This window comes from Cobetia sp. AM6, from assembly GCF_009617955.1.
Lineage (GTDB): Bacteria > Pseudomonadota > Gammaproteobacteria > Pseudomonadales > Halomonadaceae > Cobetia > Cobetia amphilecti.
On the sequence record NZ_AP021868.1, the window covers coordinates 2288392 to 2310230 of the forward strand.

The 21839-nt window shown below is 62.1% G+C and carries 17 protein-coding genes; 4 read left to right on the forward strand and 13 right to left on the reverse strand.

Annotation, left to right across the window (positions count from 1 at the left end; genetic code table 11):
• Positions 1-182: 182 nt before the first annotated feature.
• The gene (locus CLAM6_RS09725; RefSeq protein ID WP_172978678.1) at positions 183-1274 is read left to right on the forward strand and encodes a GGDEF domain-containing protein; all 1092 of its coding nucleotides are present in this window, start codon (positions 183-185) and stop codon (positions 1272-1274) included.
• A gap of 105 nt (positions 1275-1379) precedes the next feature.
• Here CLAM6_RS09725 and CLAM6_RS09730 read toward each other — a convergent pair whose 3' ends face one another.
• From CLAM6_RS09730 to CLAM6_RS09745, 4 genes are all read right to left on the reverse strand, one after another.
• Positions 1380-1919 (reverse strand): YaeQ family protein, encoded by a 540-nt coding sequence (locus CLAM6_RS09730; protein ID WP_153635915.1) that lies wholly within the window; start codon positions 1917-1919, stop codon positions 1380-1382.
• 182 nt (positions 1920-2101) lie between these two features.
• Positions 2102-3352 (reverse strand): S-methyl-5-thioribose kinase, encoded by a 1251-nt coding sequence (gene mtnK / locus CLAM6_RS09735; protein WP_153635916.1) that lies wholly within the window; start codon positions 3350-3352, stop codon positions 2102-2104.
• A 215-nt stretch (positions 3353-3567) separates the two neighbouring features.
• Positions 3568-4995 (reverse strand): cardiolipin synthase, encoded by a 1428-nt coding sequence (gene cls / locus CLAM6_RS09740; protein ID WP_153635917.1) that lies wholly within the window; start codon positions 4993-4995, stop codon positions 3568-3570.
• A gap of 168 nt (positions 4996-5163) precedes the next feature.
• Complete coding sequence (locus tag CLAM6_RS09745) at positions 5164-6669, reverse strand: fumarate hydratase (RefSeq protein WP_153635918.1); 1506 nt, start codon at positions 6667-6669, stop codon at positions 5164-5166.
• Between the two features lie 348 nt (positions 6670-7017).
• Here CLAM6_RS09745 and CLAM6_RS09750 point away from each other — a divergent pair, with 348 nt between their 5' ends.
• Together CLAM6_RS09750 and CLAM6_RS09755 are read left to right on the forward strand one after the other, a co-directional pair.
• Positions 7018-7986, forward strand: coding sequence for an N-acetylmuramoyl-L-alanine amidase (locus tag CLAM6_RS09750; protein ID WP_225346717.1), 969 nt, complete (start codon positions 7018-7020; stop codon positions 7984-7986).
• Positions 7987-8325: 339 nt separating this feature from the next.
• Positions 8326-8565: a hypothetical protein gene (locus CLAM6_RS09755; protein WP_153635919.1), complete on the forward strand. Its 240-nt coding sequence runs from the start codon at positions 8326-8328 to the stop codon at positions 8563-8565.
• A gap of 156 nt (positions 8566-8721) precedes the next feature.
• Here the strand turns inward: CLAM6_RS09755 and CLAM6_RS09760 are convergent, their stop codons facing one another.
• The 8 genes from CLAM6_RS09760 to CLAM6_RS09795 form a co-directional block, all read right to left on the reverse strand.
• Entirely contained in the window at positions 8722-9423 is a 702-nt protein-coding gene (locus CLAM6_RS09760) for an ABC transporter ATP-binding protein (protein ID WP_043336899.1), read from the reverse strand.
• Positions 9424-9497: 74 nt separating this feature from the next.
• Complete coding sequence (livG, locus tag CLAM6_RS09765; protein WP_263643040.1) at positions 9498-10253, reverse strand: high-affinity branched-chain amino acid ABC transporter ATP-binding protein LivG; 756 nt, start codon at positions 10251-10253, stop codon at positions 9498-9500.
• Positions 10254-10365: 112 nt separating this feature from the next.
• A complete protein-coding gene (gene livM / locus CLAM6_RS09770) occupies positions 10366-11691 on the reverse strand; it encodes a high-affinity branched-chain amino acid ABC transporter permease LivM (protein WP_153635920.1) in 1326 nt (441 codons plus the stop codon).
• Positions 11691-12611, reverse strand: coding sequence for a high-affinity branched-chain amino acid ABC transporter permease LivH (gene livH / locus CLAM6_RS09775; RefSeq protein ID WP_043336883.1), 921 nt, complete (start codon positions 12609-12611; stop codon positions 11691-11693). Before livH ends, livM begins: the two co-directional genes overlap by 1 nt.
• A 293-nt stretch (positions 12612-12904) precedes the next feature.
• The gene (locus CLAM6_RS09780) at positions 12905-14005 is read right to left on the reverse strand and encodes a branched-chain amino acid ABC transporter substrate-binding protein (protein ID WP_404813686.1); all 1101 of its coding nucleotides are present in this window, start codon (positions 14003-14005) and stop codon (positions 12905-12907) included.
• A gap of 690 nt (positions 14006-14695) precedes the next feature.
• Positions 14696-16723: an excinuclease ABC subunit UvrB gene (uvrB, locus tag CLAM6_RS09785; protein WP_153635922.1), complete on the reverse strand. Its 2028-nt coding sequence runs from the start codon at positions 16721-16723 to the stop codon at positions 14696-14698.
• Positions 16724-16789: 66 nt separating this feature from the next.
• Complete coding sequence (locus CLAM6_RS09790; RefSeq protein WP_153635923.1) at positions 16790-17224, reverse strand: OsmC family protein; 435 nt, start codon at positions 17222-17224, stop codon at positions 16790-16792.
• An 87-nt stretch (positions 17225-17311) separates the two neighbouring features.
• Positions 17312-17503, reverse strand: coding sequence for a hypothetical protein (locus tag CLAM6_RS09795; protein ID WP_153635924.1), 192 nt, complete (start codon positions 17501-17503; stop codon positions 17312-17314).
• A 284-nt stretch (positions 17504-17787) separates the two neighbouring features.
• Between CLAM6_RS09795 and ygfZ the strand changes: the two genes are divergently transcribed.
• Complete coding sequence (gene ygfZ, locus CLAM6_RS09800; protein ID WP_225346719.1) at positions 17788-18909, forward strand: CAF17-like 4Fe-4S cluster assembly/insertion protein YgfZ; 1122 nt, start codon at positions 17788-17790, stop codon at positions 18907-18909.
• A 147-nt stretch (positions 18910-19056) separates the two neighbouring features.
• Here ygfZ and CLAM6_RS09805 read toward each other — a convergent pair whose 3' ends face one another.
• Positions 19057-21822, reverse strand: coding sequence for an EAL domain-containing protein (locus tag CLAM6_RS09805; RefSeq protein WP_172978679.1), 2766 nt, complete (start codon positions 21820-21822; stop codon positions 19057-19059).
• Positions 21823-21839 lie beyond the last annotated feature (17 nt).

Consider the following 21839-nt stretch of genomic DNA (forward strand, 5'->3'; position numbering starts at 1 on the left):
CATTTCGCGCAGCTTCTTGTCAGACAAGTTATGACCCACGCTGCGTTAGCATAGGGTTTGCGGAGCCTTCGTTGGCTCTGGCGAGCTGTGGCTGATGATGAGGTGGTGTATCATCCAGCCTTTCCCGGTTGGTGCCTGATGTGCACTGACATCTCGATGCCCGAGGTCACATGGTCAGCCCATTGAAATTGATAGTTACCTCCTGGCGCTGGCTGGTCGGCAAGACCGGCTCCGCCCGAGAGACACTCCATCATGGCTTTCTCGTTTCCGCATTCTTCATCGGGTTGATTTCGGCCCTCTTCAATTCCCTGCTGGGCCTCACCCTGCCGGCGTACAACATCGTGCTGGTCATCACCAGCGCGTTCATCGCCCTGATGTGGTATCGCTCGCGGTTTCATGGCGAGTTCCAGCGCATGGCCTGGCTGTTCTGTGCGCTGGTCACTTTCGTGATGCTGCCCGGCAACTGGCTGTTCAATCATGGCGCGACCGGCCCGACCCTGCTCTTCTACCTGATGGCGTCGGCCTATGTATTGGCGGTACTGCCCGCCGACCCCAAGCGCCGAGGCATCATCGTCATCGGCCTGATGTTCATGCCATGGGCACTGCTGGCGTTTGAGCATGCAAGGCCGGGCCTGGTCAGCAGCTATGCCAGCGAAGGCATGCGTTTTCTCGATATGGGCTTCAGCTACACGCTGGCCTTCGGGCTTCTCAGCGTGGTGATCGCAGGCTATGCCCGACGTATCCATGAAGAGCGTGATATCGCCAATGCCTATGCGGCGCGACTCGAGCGCCTCAGCCTGCTGGACAGTCTGACCGGCCTCTACAATCACCGCGCCATCCACGAACAGGCCGAAGCCTGGATCAGGCGTTCGCAAAGTGCCTGCCTGCTGATCTGCGACCTGGATCACTTCAAGATGATCAATGACAACCACGGCCACCCGTACGGCGACACGGTACTGGAAGAGTTCTCACGCCATGTCAGCCAGTTGACCCGAGAGTTCTCGGGAGAAGCCGGACGCTATGGCGGCGAGGAGTTCATGATCCTGATTCCCGGCACCCTGGCGACGGCTCGCCAGTTCGATGGATGCCTGCGGGAGCGCTGCGAAGCCTCGCCCCTGTTGCATGGCGTGATTCTCTTCAGCACCGGCGCCAGCGAATTGCACGCCGATGACACCCTGTCGAGCTGGGTCAAGCGCAGCGATGACGCCCTCTACCACGCCAAGGAAAATGGCCGAGGCCGTCTGATGGTCGACAAGGACCTGAGCGTCATCTGAGCCTTCACCCGCCCGACCTGGACCGACTGAGCCCCCAGACACAACGCCCCCGCAAGCATGGCTTGCGGGGGCGTTGTGTCTGGGCCGGTGCGAGGCTGATGTCGCTCAGCGCTCGCCCTTCAGCCACTCGAGATTGATCTCGTGCTGGCCATTGTCATCGGTGATGAAGATGGTGCCTTCGGAGATCATCACGGTCCACTTGATGTTGCGCGGCAGCGACTCGGTGATGGCGTCCAGCGACCCTTCCGGCACGGCCGCGATGCTCAGGTTGGAGAGCCCAGCCACCGCCGGCACGACCTTGGTTTCCCACACACGCAGGCTGCCATAGGCCAGCAGCGAGGTACGCTCGGTGCGTCGCGAGCACCAGGTCAGGCGCTCGGCATCCGGCTGACCGACTTCGATCCAGTGCAGGATACGGCCATCGAGGCTCTTTTCCCACAACGCCGGCTCATCGACATCGGACAGGCCGCGACCGAACGCGATGTTCTCGCTGTACCACAGGGCGTGGCCCAGCAGACGCACGCAAAGACGCAGTTCGGTTTCGGAGGGGTGACGAGCCACCGTGAAGCGCAGGGTCTCGTAGACGCCGCGATCCAGGTCGGTCAGCGACAGATCCACCTTGTAAGGCGTGGAAGACAGGGCCATGAAAATCTCTTCTTGAAAAGGCAGACGTCTTGGAAAGGCAATGGCAGGAAGACACTATCCCGATAAAGCACCATGCTCCTCGACTGAACCACGCGCGTGAAAATGCAAGCGCGTGGGTGCGGAGCGCAGAGTCTACCCTAGCCGGGCCCTGAACGCCCGACTCCTGCCTGGCATGCCAGCCCTCAGGCGAGGTGACGCGCCACCAAGGCATCGATGGCATCGATATCGCTCAGGCGTTCGCGCGTCATGATCAACTCGCGCCCGAGCGCCAGCGCCCGCCGCTCGGCGCGTGCGCGGGTGGCCTCATCGCTGATGGATTCGAGCTCCAGAATATGCGCAAGCCCCACAGTGCGGCGGATCAGCTCACAGCCGGCATAGCCCAGTGCATCACGCAACATGCGAGACAACAGATGCTCTGCCACGCCCGACGCAGCGAAGCTGGCATCCGATGTATGGGTGGCCTGCTCACGATACTCACAAGCGAAGCTCTCCCAACTGGCGACCGCCTGGGCGCGCAGCTGCGCTACGTAGTCACGCTTGTTGCCCTGTTCTCCCTCAAGCTCGGTATGCGCACAGGCCGCCAGCCACAGTGCTGCCAGCCAGCTGCCAATATCAAAGCCCGCCGGCCCGAAGAAGCCGAATTCCGGATCGATGACCTTCGTACTGTCTTCACGCACGAAGATAGAGCCCGCATGCAGATCACCATGCAGCAGTGCCTCGGGCGCGGAGAGGAAACGCTGCTTGAGCTCCGCCACTTCGACCTTCAGGGCAGCATCCTGCCACAGGGCTTCGGCATCCGCGCGCAGCGCCGGATTGATGCTGTTGCGCTCGTGATCACAGAACGGATCGATGAAGAACAGGTCTTCGGTGATCTTGCACTGATCGGGATTGATGAAGCGGGCGACGCGCGCCTTCTTGTCGTGGGCATCGAGTGCCAGATCGCTGCTGCGATAAAGCGTAGTGGCCAGAAAATGCCCCATCTGCTCGCCCAGCCGGGGCAATGACGCGCGCTCCAGGAAGGCATGGCGCAGATTGCGGTGATCGCCGATATCTTCCATCACGATCGCTGAACGAGCTTCATCGAAGTGATAAAGCGCCGGCACCAGGTCCGGCGCGCAGTCTGCCTCGAACTGCAGAGTTTCCGCCTCGATGCGCACACGCACCAGCGACAGCGGCCAGCTTTCGCCGATGATGCGCACCCAGGGCAGGCCCTGCTTGACGATTACCGAGGCGGAGCGGTCCGGCGTGCAGACGCGATAGACATAGTTGATGTTGCCATCGCCGATCTCTTCGACCTGAAGTGCTTCAGCGGTCGCGAAGCCCGGATATCGAGCACCGACGTGCTGGCGCGCGAAGGCGATCACATCCGCATCATCGCGAAACTGATAGTCGATGGAAGGCGCGTGGCTAGCGGTGGGGTCTTGAGCAGTCATGGCAGGTCTCAGCGCTGAATCATGAAGTCGCCGGCCTCGGCGACGCTTCGCGTGCATGGCATGCGAAGCACCTCAAGGCTCTCACTTTATTCATTTAAGAAATAAGAAGGCGATCAGTTATAGCGAGAAGATGCCTGCTGGCGCGGCGATTGGCAAGACCTGCCGAGCGAGTTTTGCTCAGCTCGGCAGGCGCTTGTCGCATGCAGGATGCTGGATTACTGGATGGGAGCCAGCAGATAGGCCGCGCGCGAGATCAGCTTGCGCCACATCGGCCGCGCATCCAGCTCTTCGCAGCTGATTTCACGACAGTGGCGGAAGTCCTCTTCGAGCATCGCCTCCACTTCCGAGGCAAACTGGTGATCGGGCACGAACGCCGTGATCTCGAAGTTGAGGCGGAAGGAGCGGTTGTCAAGATTGACGGTGCCGATGGTTGCCGTATGACTATCCATCAACATCACCTTCTGATGCAGGAAGCCTGGCTGATAGCGGAAGACGCGTACGCCGGAGCGAATCATCTCGGACAGGAACGAGAACGCCGACAGGAACACCAGCAGGTGATCGGGTCGCTCAGGAATCATCACCCGCACATCCACCCCGCGCAGCGCAGCGATCTTGAGCGCATCCTGCACGCCCTGGTCCGGCACGAAATAAGGGCTGGTGATCCAGATGCGGCTGACCGAGGAGTGAATCGCCTGCTGCACCAGCAGGCTGGCCGTCTCGCGGCGGTCCGCCGGGCCGGAAGGCACGATCACTACATGCTGACATTCGTCACAGCTGATCTGCGGCTGCCATTCAAGCGACAGCACCTCACCGGTCGCCCAGTGCCAGTCTTCCCAGAAGGCTTCCTGCAGGCCCATCACGCTGGGGCCCTCAAGCTTGAGATGGGTATCACGCCAGGCCCCGTAACGCTCGGAATGGCCCAGATATTCATTGCCGACATTCAGCCCGCCCACGAAGCCGACACGGCCGTCGATGACGGTGATCTTGCGATGATTACGGAAGTTGATCTGGAAACGATGACGCCAGCCCCGCGAGGAATTGAAGGCACTGACCTCACACCCCGATTCCATCAGATCATTCAGATAGCCGTCGGGCAGCTTGCGCGAGCCGATCTCGTCATACAGGAAACAGACCCGCACGCCGCGTTCGGCGCGGCGCATCAACTTCTGCTTGAGACGCACCCCCAGTTCATCGTTTCGCACGATGAAGAACTGGATCAGGATGTAATCCTCGGCGGTATCGATGGCATGAAACAGCGAATCGAAGGTGTGCTCGCCATTGATCAACAACTTGGCGCGGTTGCCGGTGGTGACAGGCATCATCGCCAGGCGCTCTATGGCATCCAGATGGGTGGGATTGCCGCCCAGCGGGCGTGACAGCCACGGCGACAGTTTGGGACGGAAACGCATCAAGACGCGGCGCATGGTCGAGTCGCGCTCCTCGCGAGCGCTGACATAACCATAGAAACGTGGACGCCCGAATACCCAGTACAGTGGCAGGGCGACGTAGGGAAAGGTCAGCAGACACAGAATCCAGGCGATCGCACCCTGGGAGGTACGACTGGACATCAGGGCCATGACGGCGGTCATCGCACCCAGAATGTGACTGCTCAACAGCAGAAAGCCAAGTAACCAGGCGGTCATTGCAGCTCCATTGCAGGCGTCAGGGTTGCCAGAGTATGCCACAGCAGTGCGCGCAACGATGCCATGACATCGACGGCACACAGACGAAGACCCCCGCCGGCATGCCATCACCGGCGGGGGTCTTCAGGTCATATCCACACGATACGACGGCGTATCACGACAGGGCCATCATGCACGCTCAGCGATGATTTCCTTCCACTTGGCCGGGCCCGTCTGGTGCACGGAGACACCCGCGCTGTCGACGGCTACGGTCACCGGCATGTCTTCGACCTCGAATTCGTAGATCGCTTCCATGCCCAGGTCTTCAAATGCCAGCACACGGGATTTCTTGATCGCCTGGGCGACCAGGTAGGCAGCGCCGCCGACGGCCATCAGGTAGCTGGACTTGTTGTCACGGATGGCGTCGATCGCGGTCGGGCCACGCTCTGCCTTGCCGACCATGCCCAAGAGGCCGGTCTCTTCCAGCAAGGTGCGCGTGAACTTGTCCATGCGGGTCGCGGTGGTCGGGCCAGCCGGACCGACGACTTCGTCACGGATCGGGTCGACCGGGCCGACGTAATAGATGAAGCGACCCTTGAGATCGACCGGCAGCTGCTCGCCGCGTGCCAGCATCTCGGTCATGCGCTTGTGAGCGGCGTCACGGCCGGTCAGCAGCTTGCCATTGAGCAGCAGGGTGTCGCCCGGCTGCCAGCTCTGCACTTCCTCGGGCGTCACGGTGTCGAGGTTGACACGCTTGACACTGTCGCCTGCTTCACGGGTGATTTCCGGCCAGTCCTCGAGCTTGGGTGCCGGCAGTTCTGCCACACCGCTGCCATCCAGGGTGAAGTGCACGTGACGGGTCGCCGCACAGTTCGGGATGATCGCCACCGGCTTGTTGGCCGCGTGGGTCGGATAATCCATGACCTTGATGTCGAGCACGGTGGTCAGACCACCGAGGCCCTGGGCGCCGACGCCAGTGGCGTTGACCTTCTCGAACAGCTCGAGACGGATCTCTTCGGCACGGTTGGAGGCACCACGCGCCTTCAGTTCCTGGATATCGATCGGCTCGAGCAGGGACTCCTTGGCCAGCTGCATCGCCTTCTCGGCGGTACCGCCGATGCCGATACCCAGCATGCCGGGCGGACACCAGCCAGCGCCCATCTTCGGAATCTGCTCCAGCACCCAGTCGACTACGGAGTCGGACGGGTTGAGCATCGCGAACTTGGACTTGGCTTCGCTGCCGCCACCTTTGGCCGCGACGTGGATCTCGACGCTGTCACCCGGCACCAGCTTGTGGTGGATGATGGCGGGCGTGTTGTCCTTGGTGTTGGCACGCTTGCCGTCCGGGTCTGCCAGCACAGAGGCGCGCAGCACGTTGTCCGGCAGCAGATAGGCGCGACGCACGCCTTCGTTGACCATGTCATCCAGGCTCATGTCGGCCTCGAAGCGCACGTTCATGCCGACGTGAACGAAGACGGTGACGATACCGGTGTCCTGACAGATGGGACGATGACCCAGGGCACACATCCGGGAGTTGATCAGGATCTGCGCGATGGCATCCTTGGCGGCAGGATTCTCTTCACGCTCGTACGCCGCGTTCATGGCGTCGATGAAATCCTTCGGATGGTAGTAGGAGATGTACTGCAGCGCGTCGGCGACGCTCTGGATCAGGTCATCCTGGCGGATCACGGTCATCAGGATCGGCTCCTCAAGGGCAAGCGATGGAAAAGACAGACACACTGGCGCACAGGGCACAGGGGCGATTACTGTTGTCAGGCACGGCAATCGCGCCGCCACGGGGCGAGCGTCAGATCAGGTGCGCGGGATTATACCTCATGCGAGCACGCGGCGGCAGAGCGAATCCTGCAACCCGCAAGACATGAGAATTCAGCAGGTTATGGCCCAGTCTGCGCAAGGCTCTCCCGCCCTGAGCCGCCTGCTTCGCTGCCGGCAGTCGCGTGTATCGCGAAGCGACTGCCGCCGTCCCGTTGCGGTACCGTCCTGTCATGCAGACTCCCCTTCTTCAGCCACGATGATTGCTCAATGACGCCACGCGACTGTTCACCCCCCTCCTTCTCGCCACGCCTCTTCCCGCGACGCTTCTTCTCGCGGCGTCTGCTGTCGCTGGCCGCTGCCGCGCTCACGATGTTGCTGGCAGGCTGTGGCACCCAGTCGGGTTCTGGCGCAGGTGTCGGGAGCGATACCTTCGACTGGGTGACGCCCTCCCCCCACGGCAAGAGCAATTCACGGGTTCGCCATCTGGTACTTCACTACACCGATGATGATCTGCACGGCTCCCTGCTCAGCCTGACGGGCTCTCAGGTCAGCGCTCATTATCTGCTGTCGGCGCCGATGCCCGCGACCGGCCTGCCGCGCGTCTATCCGCTGGTGCCGGAAGCGCGCCGCGCCTGGCATGCCGGCGTCAGCCAGTGGGGTGAGCGCAGCAATCTCAATGACACCTCCATCGGTATCGAGATCGTCAATGCCGGGCCCCTGGCACTGGAGCCATTGCAGGGAGGCGAGCAGGAAGATGCCAGGGAGGCGGTCGCCAGGCGCTGGGCCCCCTCACGTGGCTTCGCACCGTGGAGCGAGGCGCAGATCACTGCATTAATCACGCTGCTCAAGCCCATCATCGCGCGCCATGGCATCAAGGCGGTGGATATCGTCGGGCACTCGGACATCGCCCCTGAGCGCAAGACCGACCCCGGCCCGCGATTCCCCTGGCAACGCCTGCATGACGCCGGCATCGGTGCCTGGCCACGCACCTCTGACGTGCTGTGCTTCCAGCGCCAACTGGCAAGCGAAGGGCTGCCATCACGAGAGGTTCTGCTCACGGCGCTGACGCATTACGGCTACCCAGTGGACGTCGCACGGCCCGAACTGGCGATTGCCGCGTTCCAGGCACACTTTCGTCCCGGGTCGATCAGTGGGGCCTTCGATGTCGAGAGTATCGCGATATTGCTGGCGCTCAACGCACGTTACCGCCAGTCGCCTGGCTGCCAGCCGCCCTGAAAACGTCAGGCATGAGCCCCGGACAGTCACCTGAATGTCACTTCCCTGTCACATTTCTGACGCAGCATCGATTTGTCCTTGACGCACCAAACAGATTTGCATGGCAGTTTGACGACCGCCGTCTACTCTGGGATGAGGCATGACCAGAGAGGGTCATGGGCAGACAAGCTAGCGACTGGCTCGAAGAAGCCGGAATACCCCATCACAATGAGGTTCATCATGGCTGACAACATTCTCAGTGCAGTACCTGAAACGGCAGCAGACATGACAACACCCGCCACATCCCCCGGGGCTCTTGGATTCGTCGTCTGTGATGACAATCGCATCTATGGGGCGGGCATGAGCGAAGAAGACTGCCTCGACAACGCCCTGGAGTGCCTGTGCGGTTTCTGTGAGCGCAGCGCGCTCAAGAAGATGCTGGAGCTATGTCAATCCGGCGTGCGCTATCCCTTGCGCCAGCTTCCCGCCAGCCAGGCCTGCGTCAGCAATTGCCAGGTCTCCGGCCCTACCGATCATTACCGTATCCATGACGGCGTCGCCTATGCTCCGGAAGAATTCGTGACACCTCTCTCGGCGTAAGCCATTCACGCCACTTTACCCGCCCCCCCCTGGCTCGCACCCTGCATCGCATCCTCAAGAAAGCGCCCCTGCCACCGAGGTTTCAGTGACAGGGGCGCGTTCTTTTGCATTGCCTTCCTCTGGTGAGGCGCGACAGCGAATCACGTGCCAGGCCTCTCAGCCGCCAAGATAGGCACGACGCACGTCATCATTGGCCAGCAGCGCCTTACCGCTGTCCGCCAGCACCACGCGACCATGCTCCAGCACATAACCGCGATCGGCGATCGACAGGGCGCGATGGGCATTCTGCTCCACCAGGAAGATGGTGGTGCCCTGCTCGCGCAGCTGCTCTACGATCTCGAAGATCTGCCCGATCACGATGGGCGCCAGCCCCAGCGATGGCTCATCGAGCAACAACAGCCGCGGCCGACTCATCAGGGCGCGCCCGATGGCCAACATCTGCTGCTCTCCGCCGGACATGGTGCCGCCGCGCTGCTGAAAGCGTTCCTTGAGGCGCGGGAAGAGCCCCAGCACGTGCTCGATACTGCGCTCGTTTTCCTCCTTGCTCTGGTAATAGCCGCCCATGGCAAGATTCTCCTCCACCGTCATGCCGGTGAAGATGCGGCGACCTTCCGGCACCACCGACAGCCCTCCACGCATCACACGCGCCGTGGGTGTACCGGTGATCTCCTCGCCCTCGAACCACACCCGCCCGCTGGTCGGACGCGGATCGCCACAGATCGACATTAGAAGCGTCGTCTTGCCGGCACCGTTGGCACCGATCAGCGTCACGATCTCGCCCTGTCCGACGGCCAGCGAGACATCATTGAGCGCCTGCACCGGCCCGTAGTGGGTGGTCAGATGCTCGAGGGCCAGCATGGCCTCCCGGGGCGCGAGCTCCTCACCGGCAAGCGTGGCCTCGGGTGTCACGTCTTCGACATGCTCACTCATGATCACTCTTCCCCCAGATAGGCCTTGATCACGGCATCATTGCGCCGTATGTCTTCCGGACTGCCATCCGCCAGCGGCTGGCCCTGATTGACCACGTAGATGTGGTCCGAGATGCCCATTACCAGACTCATATCATGCTCGATCAACAGCACCGAGATGCCCTCATCGCGGGTCAGGCTGACGATCAGATCATCCAGATCGCGCGTTTCATTGGGATTGAGGCCCGCCGCCGGCTCATCCAGCATCAGCAGCCGCGGCCTGGCGACCATGCAGCGCGCGATCTCGAGCCGACGCTGCTGGCCATAGGCCAGATTGCCCGCCTCGCGGTTGGCGAATTCGAGCAGACCGACTCGCTCCAGCCAGTCGCCGGCATGCTGCATCAGCGCCTTTTCACTGCGTCGATAGCCCGGCGTCTTGAACAGTCCCTTGAGAAGGTTGCGTTCGGCGTGCATGTGCTGCGCCACCAGCAGGTTCTCGATGACGGTCATCTCCTTGAACAACCGCACGTTCTGGAAGGTGCGCACCATGCCAGCCTGAGCAATTCGGTAGCCCGGTAGACGATGCATGGCGCGGTTCTGGAAATACACCTCGCCGCCAGTCGGCTGATAGAAGCCGGAAATGCAGTTGAAGACGGTGGTCTTGCCTGCACCATTCGGTCCGATGACCGACACCACCTCCCCCGGATGTACCTGAAGCGTCACCCCATCCACGGCCTTGAGGCCACCGAACTGCATGGTGAGGTCACACACATCCAGCAACGGTGCCCTACCCTCGGCGCGCGCCTGACGATGTGAGGAGGTGGCTGGTGCTGCCTTGTCGAGGCCTTGCCTGTCGTGGACCTGCTTGTCACAGACCTGATTATCATGTGTGTCAGCCACGGTCGAGCTCCATCTGCGGTCGTTTGAGCGGCACCAGGCCCTGAGGACGCCATACCATCATCAGCACCATCATCAGTCCGAACAGCAGCATGCGATATTCATTGAATTCGCGTGCCAGCTCCGGCAACAGCGTCATGGCGATCGCGGCCAGAATCACACCCAATTGCGAGCCCATTCCCCCCAGCACCACGATGGCCAGAATGATCGCCGACTCGATGAAGGTGAAGGATTCTGGGCTGATGAAACCCTGACGCGCAGCGAAGAAGGCACCGGCGAAACCGGCGAAGCTCGCACCGATCGTGAAGGCCGAGAGCTTGATACCGGTGGGGTTCATCCCCAGCGAGCGACAGGCGATGTCATCCTCGCGCAGCGCCTCCCACGCCCGCCCGATGGGCATGCGCAGCAAGCGGTAGATCACGAACAGCGTGATCAGCACCAGAATCAAGGCCAGCAGATACAGGTAGATCACCTTGAGGGCCGGGTCATAGTCGATGCCGAAGAACTCATGGAAGGCGATGTTGCCCTCGTCGGCCCGCCGCGAGAACTCGAGATTGAACAAGGTCGGCTTGGGAATGCGCGCGATGCCATTCGGGCCGCCAGTCAACTCGGTCCAGTTGTTGAGCAGGATGCGGATGATCTCGCCGAAGCCCAGCGTCACGATGGCCAGATAGTCACCACGCAGCCGTAGCACGGGGAAGCCAAGCAGATAGCCGAACAGCGCCGTCATCAATCCGGCGATGGGCAATGCCTCCCAGAAGCTGAAGCCCAGATAGCTGTTGAGCAGCGCATAGGTATAGGCCCCAACGGCGTAGAAGCCCACGTAGCCGAGATCCAGCAGCCCGGCGAGCCCTACCACCACGTTGAGCCCCAGGCCCAGCATGATGTAGATCAGCGTCAGGGTGGCGAGGTCCACCGCCGAGCGGTTGGAGAGGAACGGGAAGATCAGCAACGCACCGATGGCCAGCATGATCCACAGCTGACGCTTCTGACCGCTCATGACATCAGGGACGCTGAAACGTGAAGGTTTGCGCGTGCGTGCGCGCCACTCCTCGATCTGCGGACGTACCAGCTGATGCAGGAAGACGGCCAGCGCCGCGGCCAGCAACCATCCCCAGGTGTCCATGCCCATCAAGCGTACCGTGGTGGTGATGCCGGTGGACTCGAGCTGCACACCCAGTACCGAGCCCCCCAGCACGAGGGTCAGCACGGCGGCCGCAAGTGCCGACCACCAGGGACGCCGATAGGAAGGCTGTGGCGGAATCGTCTCGGCGGGTGAGGTACCCGCTGTATTCAAAGTCTGTTTCGCAAGCTTGGGCATCAGATCTTCTCCACTTCGGGCTTGCCGAGAATCCCGGAGGGACGGAACAGCAGAATCAGGATCAGCAGTCCGAAGGCCACCACGTCCTTGTATTCAGTCGACAGGTAACCGCCGGTCAGCGCCTCCGCGACGCCCAGCAGCAGGCCACCCAGCATGGCGCCGGGGATACTGCCGATACCGCCCAGCACCGCCGCCGTGAACGCCTTGAGGCCAGCCAGGAAGCCGATGTAGGGATTGACCACGCCGTAGTACATGCCGAGCAGCAGGCCTGCCACGGCGGCAAGTGCCGCCCCGATCACGAAGGTCATCGAGATGATCATGTCGGTATTGATGCCCAGCAGACGCGCCATGCCGGCATCCTGCGAGCAGGCACGGCAGGCACGACCCAGACGCGAGCGCGAGATGAAGGACGACAGCAGCAGCATGCACACCAGGGTGACGCTGAAGATGATCACCTGCATGTAGGAGAGATTGACTGCGAAGCTTTCCAGCCCGAACTCCCAGCCGCCCGGGATCAGGCTGGAGATCGCCATGTCCCGCGAACCCTGGGCCAGACGCATGTAGTTCTGCAGGAAGATCGACATGCCGATCGCCGAGATCAGCGCGATCAGACGCTTTGAGCCACGTACCGGGCGATAGGCCACCCTCTCCACGGCAAAGCCGTAGGCACAGGACACCAGCACCGCCACCAGCAAGGCGGCCGCCATCAGAAAGAAGGGGTTGGCGATACCCAGCATGCCCAGCGCCGCGATGACGATGAAGGTCACGTAGGTGCCGATCATGTAGATCTCGCCGTGAGCGAAATTGATCATGCCGATGATGCCATAGACCATCGTGTAGCCGATGGCGATCAAGGCATAGGTACTGCCGATGGTCAGGCCATTGATGACCTGTTGCAGGAAGTAGAGGATGTCTTCCATTGGAACGACCCTTGGCCGCGACTGTCGTCGGCTTGTGGCCGGTGACCGTCAGGGAAATGCCGCATGTGCGGCGACAACGGGAAGGCACGGCGATGTTGCATCACCGTGGACTCGACCGAACGGAGAAGCCCGCCATGCCAGGTGGCATGACGGGAAGCGTTTCGGGGGTGATCCACCACGGCCACATGAGGTCTCAAATACTCTCTCAAATGATCGCTCAAATGAGGTGCCAGATGTGATGTCACATGGCCGTGGCGAAGGCTGAGCTCAGACGAGCAGAGGCCAGCCGATGATCAATGTGCCGCTTCGCTCTTGGTTCCGTCGGCGTGCCAGTTGTAGACGACGAAGTTGAAGTCCTTCAGATCGCCCTTCTCGTCGTATTCGACCTTGCCGATGGGCGTGTCAAAGCTGTTGGCCTTGAGATATTCGGCGACGTCATAGGGGTCGGTGGAGTCAGCCCCCTTGATGCCATCGGCGATCAGCTCCACCGCGGTGTAGGCCGGCATGACGAATGGCCCGGAGGGGTCCTGATCCTTGTCCTTGAAGGCCGCGACCAGATCGGCGTTCTTCGGGTCTGTCTCGAAGGCCGGCGGCAGCGTCACGTAAAGCCCTTCGGAGGCCTGACCGGCGATCTTGGAAATGTCCGGATTGCCGACCCCTTCCGGGCCCATGAAGGGTGCATCGAAGCCCAGCTCACGCGACTGACGCAGCAAGAGGCCCAGCTCCGGGTGATAGCCGCCGTAGTAGACGAAGTCGACATTCTCCTTCTTGAGCTTGGAGATCAGCGCCGAAAAATCCTTGTCGCCTGCCGTGATGCCCTCGAACAGCACCACATCGATGCCGGCTTCCTCGACGGTATCGCGCACGCCGGTGGCGATGCCTTCCCCGTACTGCTGCTTGTCGTGGATCACGGCCATGTGCTTGGGCTTGACCGTCTCGGCGATATAGCGCCCGGCGACCGGCCCCTGCAGGGAATCCAGGCCGATGGTGCGGAAGACCAGCTCATAGCCCTGCTCGGTGATGGTCGGGCTGGTGGACGCCGCCGTGATCATCATCACGCCTTCCTCGGCGTAGATGTCCGAGGCCGGCTGGGTCGCACTGGAGCACAGGTGGCCGATCACGTACTGGACACCGTCATTGACGATCTGGTTGGCCACCGCCACCGCCTGCTTGGGATCACAGGCGTCATCGTATTTGACGCCCTTTAGCATCTCGCCGTCGACGCCACCGGCGGCATTGATCCGCTCGATGGCCATCTCGGCACCGATGAACTGCATGTCACCGTACTGGGCAACCGGCCCCGTGACAGGGCCTGCCATGGCGATGGTGATATCGGCCTGAGCCTGGGTGGACATCGCCGCGGCGATACCGAGAGCGAGAAGAGACCTGCGCATCATGATGAGAATTCCTGTTCCCGATTATTGTTGTACTACGGCCGGGCAGACCTGACTGACGCCTGGTGCCAACGCTGGGCTGACCGAAAAAGGCTGGCGACAGTGTCTGTCATTCGCTGACCTTGTGCGCCGCTGCCAGCCTGCAGGCAGGGGGTCGACACGTCAGGAATGCCTTGAAAGCATTATTGGCAGCAGCGAATACGCATGTAAAGTGACCGTTTGGGCGCTCATGAATGCGGCTCGGCAGCCTACCAATAGCGAAAAGCACCACGCTTCCCAATGTGGCCAGACAATCCTCGGAAAACCCGATCAAAGCCAGTCATTGGCACATGCCAACACGCGGATAACAGGATTTCCCTCTCCTCTCGCACCATCAGGAGGCACTGCAGCCCCCTGCCCGGCTACGCCCAAGGTTGTAAGAGAAGCAATGCTGCCGCCCTCCCCGAGCAACCGGTTGCCCCTGAGCCATGCACTGAGCTGCCATGTGATGATTTGCGAAGCATAGGCAAGATAACGGGATAACTCGCTGATGACACTTGCGCAACACATATCCGCCGCGCGCTGGTACCAGGGTACCTGCAGACAGGCACACGCCAGCCCTGAACGCCACGCGCCCGACGATGGGTGACATCGTCGGGCGCGCAGGGTAATGCCTTTGGCAACGCGAAAGCTGGGAGATGGAGAGTAGCGTCAGCCCAGCGCGATCAGGCGATTGCGGACGTCGTTGATCTGGTCGCGCAGTCGACCGGCTTCCTCGAACTCGAGGTTCTTGGCCGCGGCAAACATGGCATCTTCGAGACGGCTGATCTCCTTTTCAAGCGCCTGAGGACCTTCGGCCGCCAGCGCGGCGTAGTCCGGCGTCTCTTCCGCCACCTGACGCTCGCTGCCCTTGCGACGGCTGCTCTTGCGGCCCGGTGCCTGGGCACCTTCCATGATATCCGCCACCGACTTGGTGATGGTGCGCGGCGTGATGCCGTGCTCGTCATTGAAGGCCATCTGCTTCTCGCGACGGCGTTCGGTCTCGGCGATGGCCCGCTGCATGGAATCGGTGATGCGATCCCCGTACAGAATGGCCTTGCCGTTGGCATTACGCGCCGCGCGGCCGATGGTCTGGATCAGCGAGCGTTCCGAGCGCAGGAAGCCTTCCTTGTCGGCATCCAGAATCGCCACCAGCGAGACCTCCGGTATATCGAGACCCTCACGCAGCAGGTTGATGCCGACCAGCACATCGAACTTGCCCAGACGCAGGTCACGAATGATCTCGACACGCTCGACGGTGTCGATATCGGAGTGCAGATAGCGCACCCGCACATCATGCTCTCCCAGATACTCGGTCAGGTCTTCCGACATGCGCTTGGTCAGCGTGGTGATCAGCACGCGCTCGCCCACCTGGGTGCGCGCCTTGATCTCGGAGAGCACATCATCGACCTGGGTCGAGGCCGAACGCACCTCGATGATCGGATCGAGCAGCCCGGTGGGACGTACCACCTGCTCCACCACCTGGCCGGCATGTTCTTCCTCATAGGGGCCAGGCGTCGCCGAGACGAATACCGTCTGGGGCAGGATGCTCTCCCACTCCTCGAATTTCATCGGGCGGTTGTCGAGGGCCGACGGCAGACGGAAGCCGTACTCCACCAACGTCTCCTTGCGCGATCGGTCACCGCGGTACATCCCGCCGACCTGCGGCACGCTGACGTGGGACTCGTCGATGAAGACCAGTGCATCCTTGGGCAGGTAGTCGAAGAAGGTCGGCGGCGCATTGCCGGGATCACGCCCCGACAGATAGCGCGAGTAGTTCTCGATGCCATTGCAGTAGCCCAGCTCCATCATCATCTCGATGTCATAGAGGGTACGCTGCTCCAGGCGCTGGGCCTCGACCAGCTTATCGTGCTTGCGCAAGTAATCGAGGCGCTCGACGAGTTCTTCCTTGATGCGATCGACCGCAGCGACGATGGTCTCGCGCGGCGTCACGTAGTGACTCTTGGGATAGATGGTCATGCGCGGCACCGACTCGGCCACTTCACCGGTCAGCGGATCGAACAGCCGGATGGAATCGATCTCGTCATCGAAAAGCTCGACACGCACCGCCTGCTCTTCGGAGTCGGCCGGGAAGATGTCGATCACGTCGCCACGCACCCGATACGTACCGCGCCGGAAATCCATATCGTTGCGAGTGTACTGCAGCTCCGCCAGACGCCTTAGGAAGCCACGCTGGTCAATCTGCTCACCACGATTGAAGTGCAGGCGCATCTTCAGGTATTGATCCGGATCCCCCAGGCCGTAGATGGCCGAGACGGAGACCACGATGATCGCATCGCGGCGTTCCAGCAGCGCCTTGGTCGCCGACAGGCGCATCTGCTCGATATGGTCGTTGATCGAGGCATCCTTCTCGATGAAGGTGTCCGAGGAGGCGACGTAGGCTTCGGGCTGATAGTAATCGTAATAGGAGACGAAATATTCGACGGCGTTGTCGGGGAAGAACGACTTGAACTCGCCGTACAGCTGTGCCGCCAGCGTCTTGTTGGGGGCCATGACGATGGCCGGGCGCTGCAGACGCTCCACGATGTTGGCCACCGTGAAGGTCTTGCCGGAGCCGGTCACGCCCAGGAGGGTCTGATGCGCCAGACCCGCGTCCAGGCCGGTTATCAGCTTCTCGATGGCCGCCGGTTGGTCACCGGCCGGCTGAAACTTGGAATCGATGCGAAATGGTTTGCTCATGCGCTCTCAATGGTGGCAGTCAGTCGGGTCTTCAACTGACGACAGGCAGATGATTGCCCAGCGGCATCATTCGCTCGCGGGCGCTTCTCGACTGGTCACCAAGACCCGGGTGCTGGTCATCAGGCGATGGATGGGGCAACGCTCGGAGATCTCGATCAGACGCGCGCGCGTCTCGGCGTCCAGCTCATGGCCCTCCTCGGCCAGAAACTGCATGCTGACCGTGAGGCGGTATTCGCTGTCGCTGCCACGGCGCTCGTCGCTGTCGTCCCGGTCCACCGTGGTGGTGATCCCCGCCAGCGGCAAGCCTTTGCGCCTTGCGTACATCTGCACGGTGATCGACTTGCAGGCCCCCAGCGACAGGTCGAAGTAGTCATGCGGGTCCGGAGCGCTCTCGGCGCCACCGACCACCGCCGGCACATCGACCAGCAACTCATCAAAGCTTGCGACCTGTACCCGCTGCACGAAACTGCCTGACCGACGGCTGATTACCTCGATGCTCATTCGTCACCTCCCTGTCGCTGATCTGTCCGTGATCCCGCTCATGAGACGTTGCCTGCTCGCCGCCTGTCCAGCGTCTGTGCACTGCGGTCACTTGACCTTGTAACCGGCCTTCTCGACCGCCTTGACCAGGGCGTCATAACGCACCTGACCGTCGACTTCGGCAAAGCCACGCCCGACCTCGGCTTCCTTGACGCCATCCATCATCATCAGCGCCGTGGTGACCTTGTTGACGTCCTTGACGCTCTCGACACCGATCAAAGTAAGAGAAAAGCTGGCCATCGTGTCATTCCTGTCATGCAGTAAAAAAGGGGCGCCGCGGCGCATTGCAGCCGTCAAGAATAGCACGGTTGTCTGGCAGTCAGCGCGGACCAGACGCTTCGCAAGCCAGGCCGCAGAAACGCCTGGCAGGACGGGAGCCCTGATTTGCCCGTTCTTTTACTGTCACTTGAGGCACTAGGGGCTGACAGCCGCCAGCTGGCGCGTGACAATGCGGGCATCCGACATGCCGCATGGTTGCCAGAGCGCCACCGGCAGTTCACTCCTTCGCAACAGGATGGTGGTAAATGAATCCCTTCAAGACCCTGATGCAAGACCACGGCTACCAGCTCGGCGAGGACGGCCGCCTGACGCTGGGTGAGCCAGACGATGCCTCCATGCCACTCGCTGGCGTAGCTGACCGCACCCTGGCCGAAAATGGGTTGACCCCGCTGGGCAATTTCGAAGTCCTCGAGGTCTGCGGCAAGGATGGCGAACGCTTTCTGCAGGGGCAGACCTCACAGCAGCTGAGTCTGGTCGATGGCGAGCTGGCGCCGCTGACGACCTTCTGCACACCGAAGGGGCGCATTCTGGCCATGGCTCAGCTGCTGCGCGTCAGCGAAGGGCGCCTGTGGCTGGTGATGCCGGCTGGCACCGCCGAACCGCTGCGCGCCCATCTGGCCAAGTTCGCGCCCTTCTACAAGGTGACGCTGGAGGTGTCGTGCGAGCTGAGTGTGCTCGGCCTTCTCGGCGAACAGACTCTGGCGGCCTGTGCCGACGCCCTGGCGGCACCGGCTCTGCCCGCGCACGACCTGGCCATGCGCTCGGTTCTCCCGTCGCCCCTGCAGTCGAGCGAGGAAGAAGAACCGCAGACCTGCGCGCTGGCTCGCCAGCCGTCAGGCAATACCCCGCGCGCGATACTGGTCGGCCCGCATGCCGCCCTGGCAGACCTCGCGACGGCGCTTTTCGGACGCGATGTGGCCGCCAGCGACGAAACCCGCTGGCGCCTGGAAGATATCCGCGCCGGTCTACAGTGGGTCACTTCCGCGCAGACTGACAGCTGGCTGCCGCAGATGCTCAATCTGGAAGCCCTCGCCGCGATCAGCTTCAAGAAAGGCTGCTATACCGGTCAGGAAGTCGTGGCACGTGCCCACTTTCGCGGTCAGGTCAAGAAGCGCCTGCAACGCCTGACGACAATGCAGCCGGCCGACTTGCCGGCGGTGGGCAGCAAGGTCACATCTCCCGATGGCAAGTCCCTTGGCGAAGTGTTGCAGGCAGCCCATGATGAGCAGGGACGCCTGGAGCTGCTGGCCGTGATCAGCCTGCGTGATGAAGAGATAGCGTTGGCATTGGAAGATGGCACCGAGCTTGAGCGCAGCGCACTGCCCTATGCCGTCGAGCGTCGCGACCCGGAGCAGCTCAAGGGCTGAAGGGTACGGCTTGAAGGACTGGCTGTCTTGAAGGGCTTAGCCTTGAAGGACTTAACGCTTGAAAGCCGCCACAAGAAAGCCCCACACGTGCCAACGTGCGGGGCTTTCGTCTTTCACGGATTGCAGACCTGATGCACCTACCGGGGCTCACAGCCCTTCCGGCAGCCAGCCATCCCCTGCGATCAGGTGCTCGATCAGCTCCTGCACCGGCATCGGTCGTGCATAGAGATAGCCCTGATGCAGCGAGCAACCATGCGCGAGCAATTCGGCTCGCTGCTCTGGCGTCTCGATGCCCTCGGCCACCACCGCAAGATGGAAGGCCTCCGCCAGCCCCAGCATCGCTTCGATCATGGCCTGCCCCTTGCTGGAGCCCAGCGCCGTCACGAACTGTCGATCGATCTTGAGCTTGTCGAACGGCAACCGCTGAAGCTGTGACAACGAGGAGTAGCCGGTGCCGAAGTCATCCAATGCCAATGCCACGCCGTGAGCCCGGATGGTCTGGAACAGCACGGCGAGTGCCTGGATGTCATCCGGCAGCTGGCTCTCGACCAGCTCAAGCGTCAGGCGCTCACACAGCTCCGGATGCCGGAACAACATTTCCAGGTCTGACAGGAAGCGCTTGTCCATCATGTGGCGCACGGTCACGTTGACGCTCAGATGCAACTCATGGCCGCTTTCGTGGACGCGCATCAAGGTCGCGATGCTTTCCTTGAGCACCCAGCGCCCCAGCGCGACATCCAGGCGTGCGGACTCGACGATCGCCATGAAATCCGCCGAGCCCATCAAGCCATGTTCGGGGTGCTGCCAGCGAATCAACGCCTCCGACAGCTGCAAGCGGCCGCTACGCCCATCGACGATCGGCTGCACGAAGAGCCTGAGCTGATTCTCACGCAGCGCGACGGTGAACTCGGCCTCCAGCTGCTTGAGGCGACGCAACTCACGCTCCGCCTCCTCATCGAAGAAGTGCCACTCACGTTGGCACTGCTGGGTATCGTGCAAGGCACGCTCGGCGCGATAGACCAGCGCATCCACCTGGTGGCCATCCTCGGGGTAGCGCGTGATGCCCAGACTCGGCTGCAGATAGATCACCTCATCATTGAGCGTGACCTTGTCGCGCACGGCATTCAGCAGGTTGTCCAGCCAGCCACTGATACCGCCACGCGTCGCTTCCAGCAGCCGGCGCTGGACCATGATCAGCAGCCTGTCGGTCTCGAGGCGCGCCACATCGCCCGAATTCCCCAGCAAGGGAGCGATACGCTTCTTGACCTGCTCCAGCTGGTGATTGCCCGGCTCGGCGCCGGCATGATCATAGAGCACCTGCAAACCGCCAATCCGCAGCGCCATCAGCACGAAGCCTTCCATCGGCGCGACCTCACCCAGCTGATCAATCCGCACCTTGATCAGGCGCAGCATGCCTTCACGGCTGAGCAGGCCGGTATCGAGATCCGTCTCGCGCTCCTCGAGCAACTGGTGCTGGAGCAGCACGCGTTCCTGCTCCAATCCTCGTACCACCAGCGTATCGAGAGTCATGTCCAGCAACGGCATCATCTCGGTGGCGTTGAGTCGATGGCCACGACTGGCCACCAGCAGCAACTCGCTGCGCCCGGGATGCGGCGAGACCGAATAGCCCATCAGCTGACTGGCGCCCAGTCGCTGACACAGCAGCAGCGCGCGGTCATTCGGCTCATCGGCATTCTTCTCGACGCTCCCATCGCCATCGCGCCGCGAGCCATCACCGGGTGACACGCACACGCGCCCTACCGGCAGGCGCAATAGAGGATCACGCCGCAACGATGCTTCACTCAACCACTCACGCTCATCGTGACTCTGCAGAATCAGGTAGCCGGCATTGGGATTTCCCACCTCACGCCGATAGATGATGATCTCCGCCCCCAGCATCTCGCGCACGCGCTGCAGGTATCGGGTGAGAGACGCACGCGCATTCTGCGGCGCGTGGGTTTCGTAGGGGACGCTCAGAAATTGCTGGTTGAGAGTGTTGTGGCGCTGGTTTTGATGCTCGAGATAGGCGCCATAGGCCCGACACGCCCTGCGGCGCCGACTGTCGCGCACCAACATGCCAATGGTGCCCATGCCCGCCAGCACAATGATCAACAGCAGCACCGCCAGCGGAGCGCCCATCTCATACACAAGCTGAGCGACGCGATTCTCATCCTGCCAGCAGGCCTTGGCATGGTGGTAGCGATCGGCACGGCCGGATGCCGGCAAAGCCACGCAGATCTGCTGCGTCGCGATGGGCTGTGGCATGGCGTTGCTGACGACCTTCAGACCCTTCAAGCCCAGTACGGCCGCCTGCTCGTCCAGCAGGTCTGTCGTGAGCGGCATGCCCAAAATCAACAGCCCCTGCTCGTCTCGCGGTGGCAAGGCCTCCTCATCCTCGTAGAGCCCCTGCATGCCGATCAGCCATGGCTGGTTATCGACGATCAACCAGGCCAGCTGGGATTGTGTCGATGACTGGCGGGCAGCCTGCATGACGGGGGCGAGCGCACGTCGCCAGCTCACCGGCTGCTTGCCCAGCCAGTCGGCCCCCGGCGACCCGGCGTTGTGCTGCACCCAGGCTGCCACCTGCCCATCGCCCCGCACCGCAGAGATCAGATGTATGCCGGTATTGATGGCGAACTCGGGGCCATACATGTACTCGAGCCAGGTCGTGTCGAGCTCGGGCTTGCGCAGAAACCTGGTCACGGCTTCTTCCCAGTAGCCGTTCTCCTGCAACTGTCCTGCGAGCAGGCGCTGTTCACTCTTGATCCACAAGGCCAGCCGCTGCCTGTCGGATTCACGATCCGCCTCACGGGATTGGGTGATCTGGCTGGCCGTCAACCAGGCGGTGGCCAGCAGTGCCGCCAGCAACAGCAGCGGCAGCAGGTACATCCGATAGCGGGGGCCAGCAGGCATGAAGGCATGCGCGAAGA

Coding starts and splice junctions, on each gene's coding strand:
- CLAM6_RS09805 (WP_172978679.1), bottom strand. CDS start 21,822: ATGCCTGCTGGCCCCCGCTATCGGATGTACCTGCTGCCGCTGCTGTTG.
- livM (WP_153635920.1), bottom strand. CDS start 11,691: ATGCCCAAGCTTGCGAAACAGACTTTGAATACAGCGGGTACCTCACCC.
- uvrB (WP_153635922.1), bottom strand. CDS start 16,723: ATGAGCAAACCATTTCGCATCGATTCCAAGTTTCAGCCGGCCGGTGAC.
- ygfZ (WP_225346719.1), top strand. CDS start 17,788: ATGAATCCCTTCAAGACCCTGATGCAAGACCACGGCTACCAGCTCGGC.
- CLAM6_RS09755 (WP_153635919.1), top strand. CDS start 8,326: ATGAGCGAAGAAGACTGCCTCGACAACGCCCTGGAGTGCCTGTGCGGT.
- CLAM6_RS09760 (WP_043336899.1), bottom strand. CDS start 9,423: ATGCTGGCCCTCGAGCATCTGACCACCCACTACGGGCCGGTGCAGGCG.
- CLAM6_RS09730 (WP_153635915.1), bottom strand. CDS start 1,919: ATGGCCCTGTCTTCCACGCCTTACAAGGTGGATCTGTCGCTGACCGAC.
- CLAM6_RS09780 (WP_404813686.1), bottom strand. CDS start 14,005: ATGCGCAGGTCTCTTCTCGCTCTCGGTATCGCCGCGGCGATGTCCACC.
- cls (WP_153635917.1), bottom strand. CDS start 4,995: ATGACCGCCTGGTTACTTGGCTTTCTGCTGTTGAGCAGTCACATTCTG.
- CLAM6_RS09750 (WP_225346717.1), top strand. CDS start 7,018: ATGACGCCACGCGACTGTTCACCCCCCTCCTTCTCGCCACGCCTCTTC.
- CLAM6_RS09790 (WP_153635923.1), bottom strand. CDS start 17,224: ATGAGCATCGAGGTAATCAGCCGTCGGTCAGGCAGTTTCGTGCAGCGG.
- livH (WP_043336883.1), bottom strand. CDS start 12,611: ATGGAAGACATCCTCTACTTCCTGCAACAGGTCATCAATGGCCTGACC.
- CLAM6_RS09745 (WP_153635918.1), bottom strand. CDS start 6,669: ATGACCGTGATCCGCCAGGATGACCTGATCCAGAGCGTCGCCGACGCG.
- CLAM6_RS09795 (WP_153635924.1), bottom strand. CDS start 17,503: ATGGCCAGCTTTTCTCTTACTTTGATCGGTGTCGAGAGCGTCAAGGAC.
- mtnK (WP_153635916.1), bottom strand. CDS start 3,352: ATGACTGCTCAAGACCCCACCGCTAGCCACGCGCCTTCCATCGACTAT.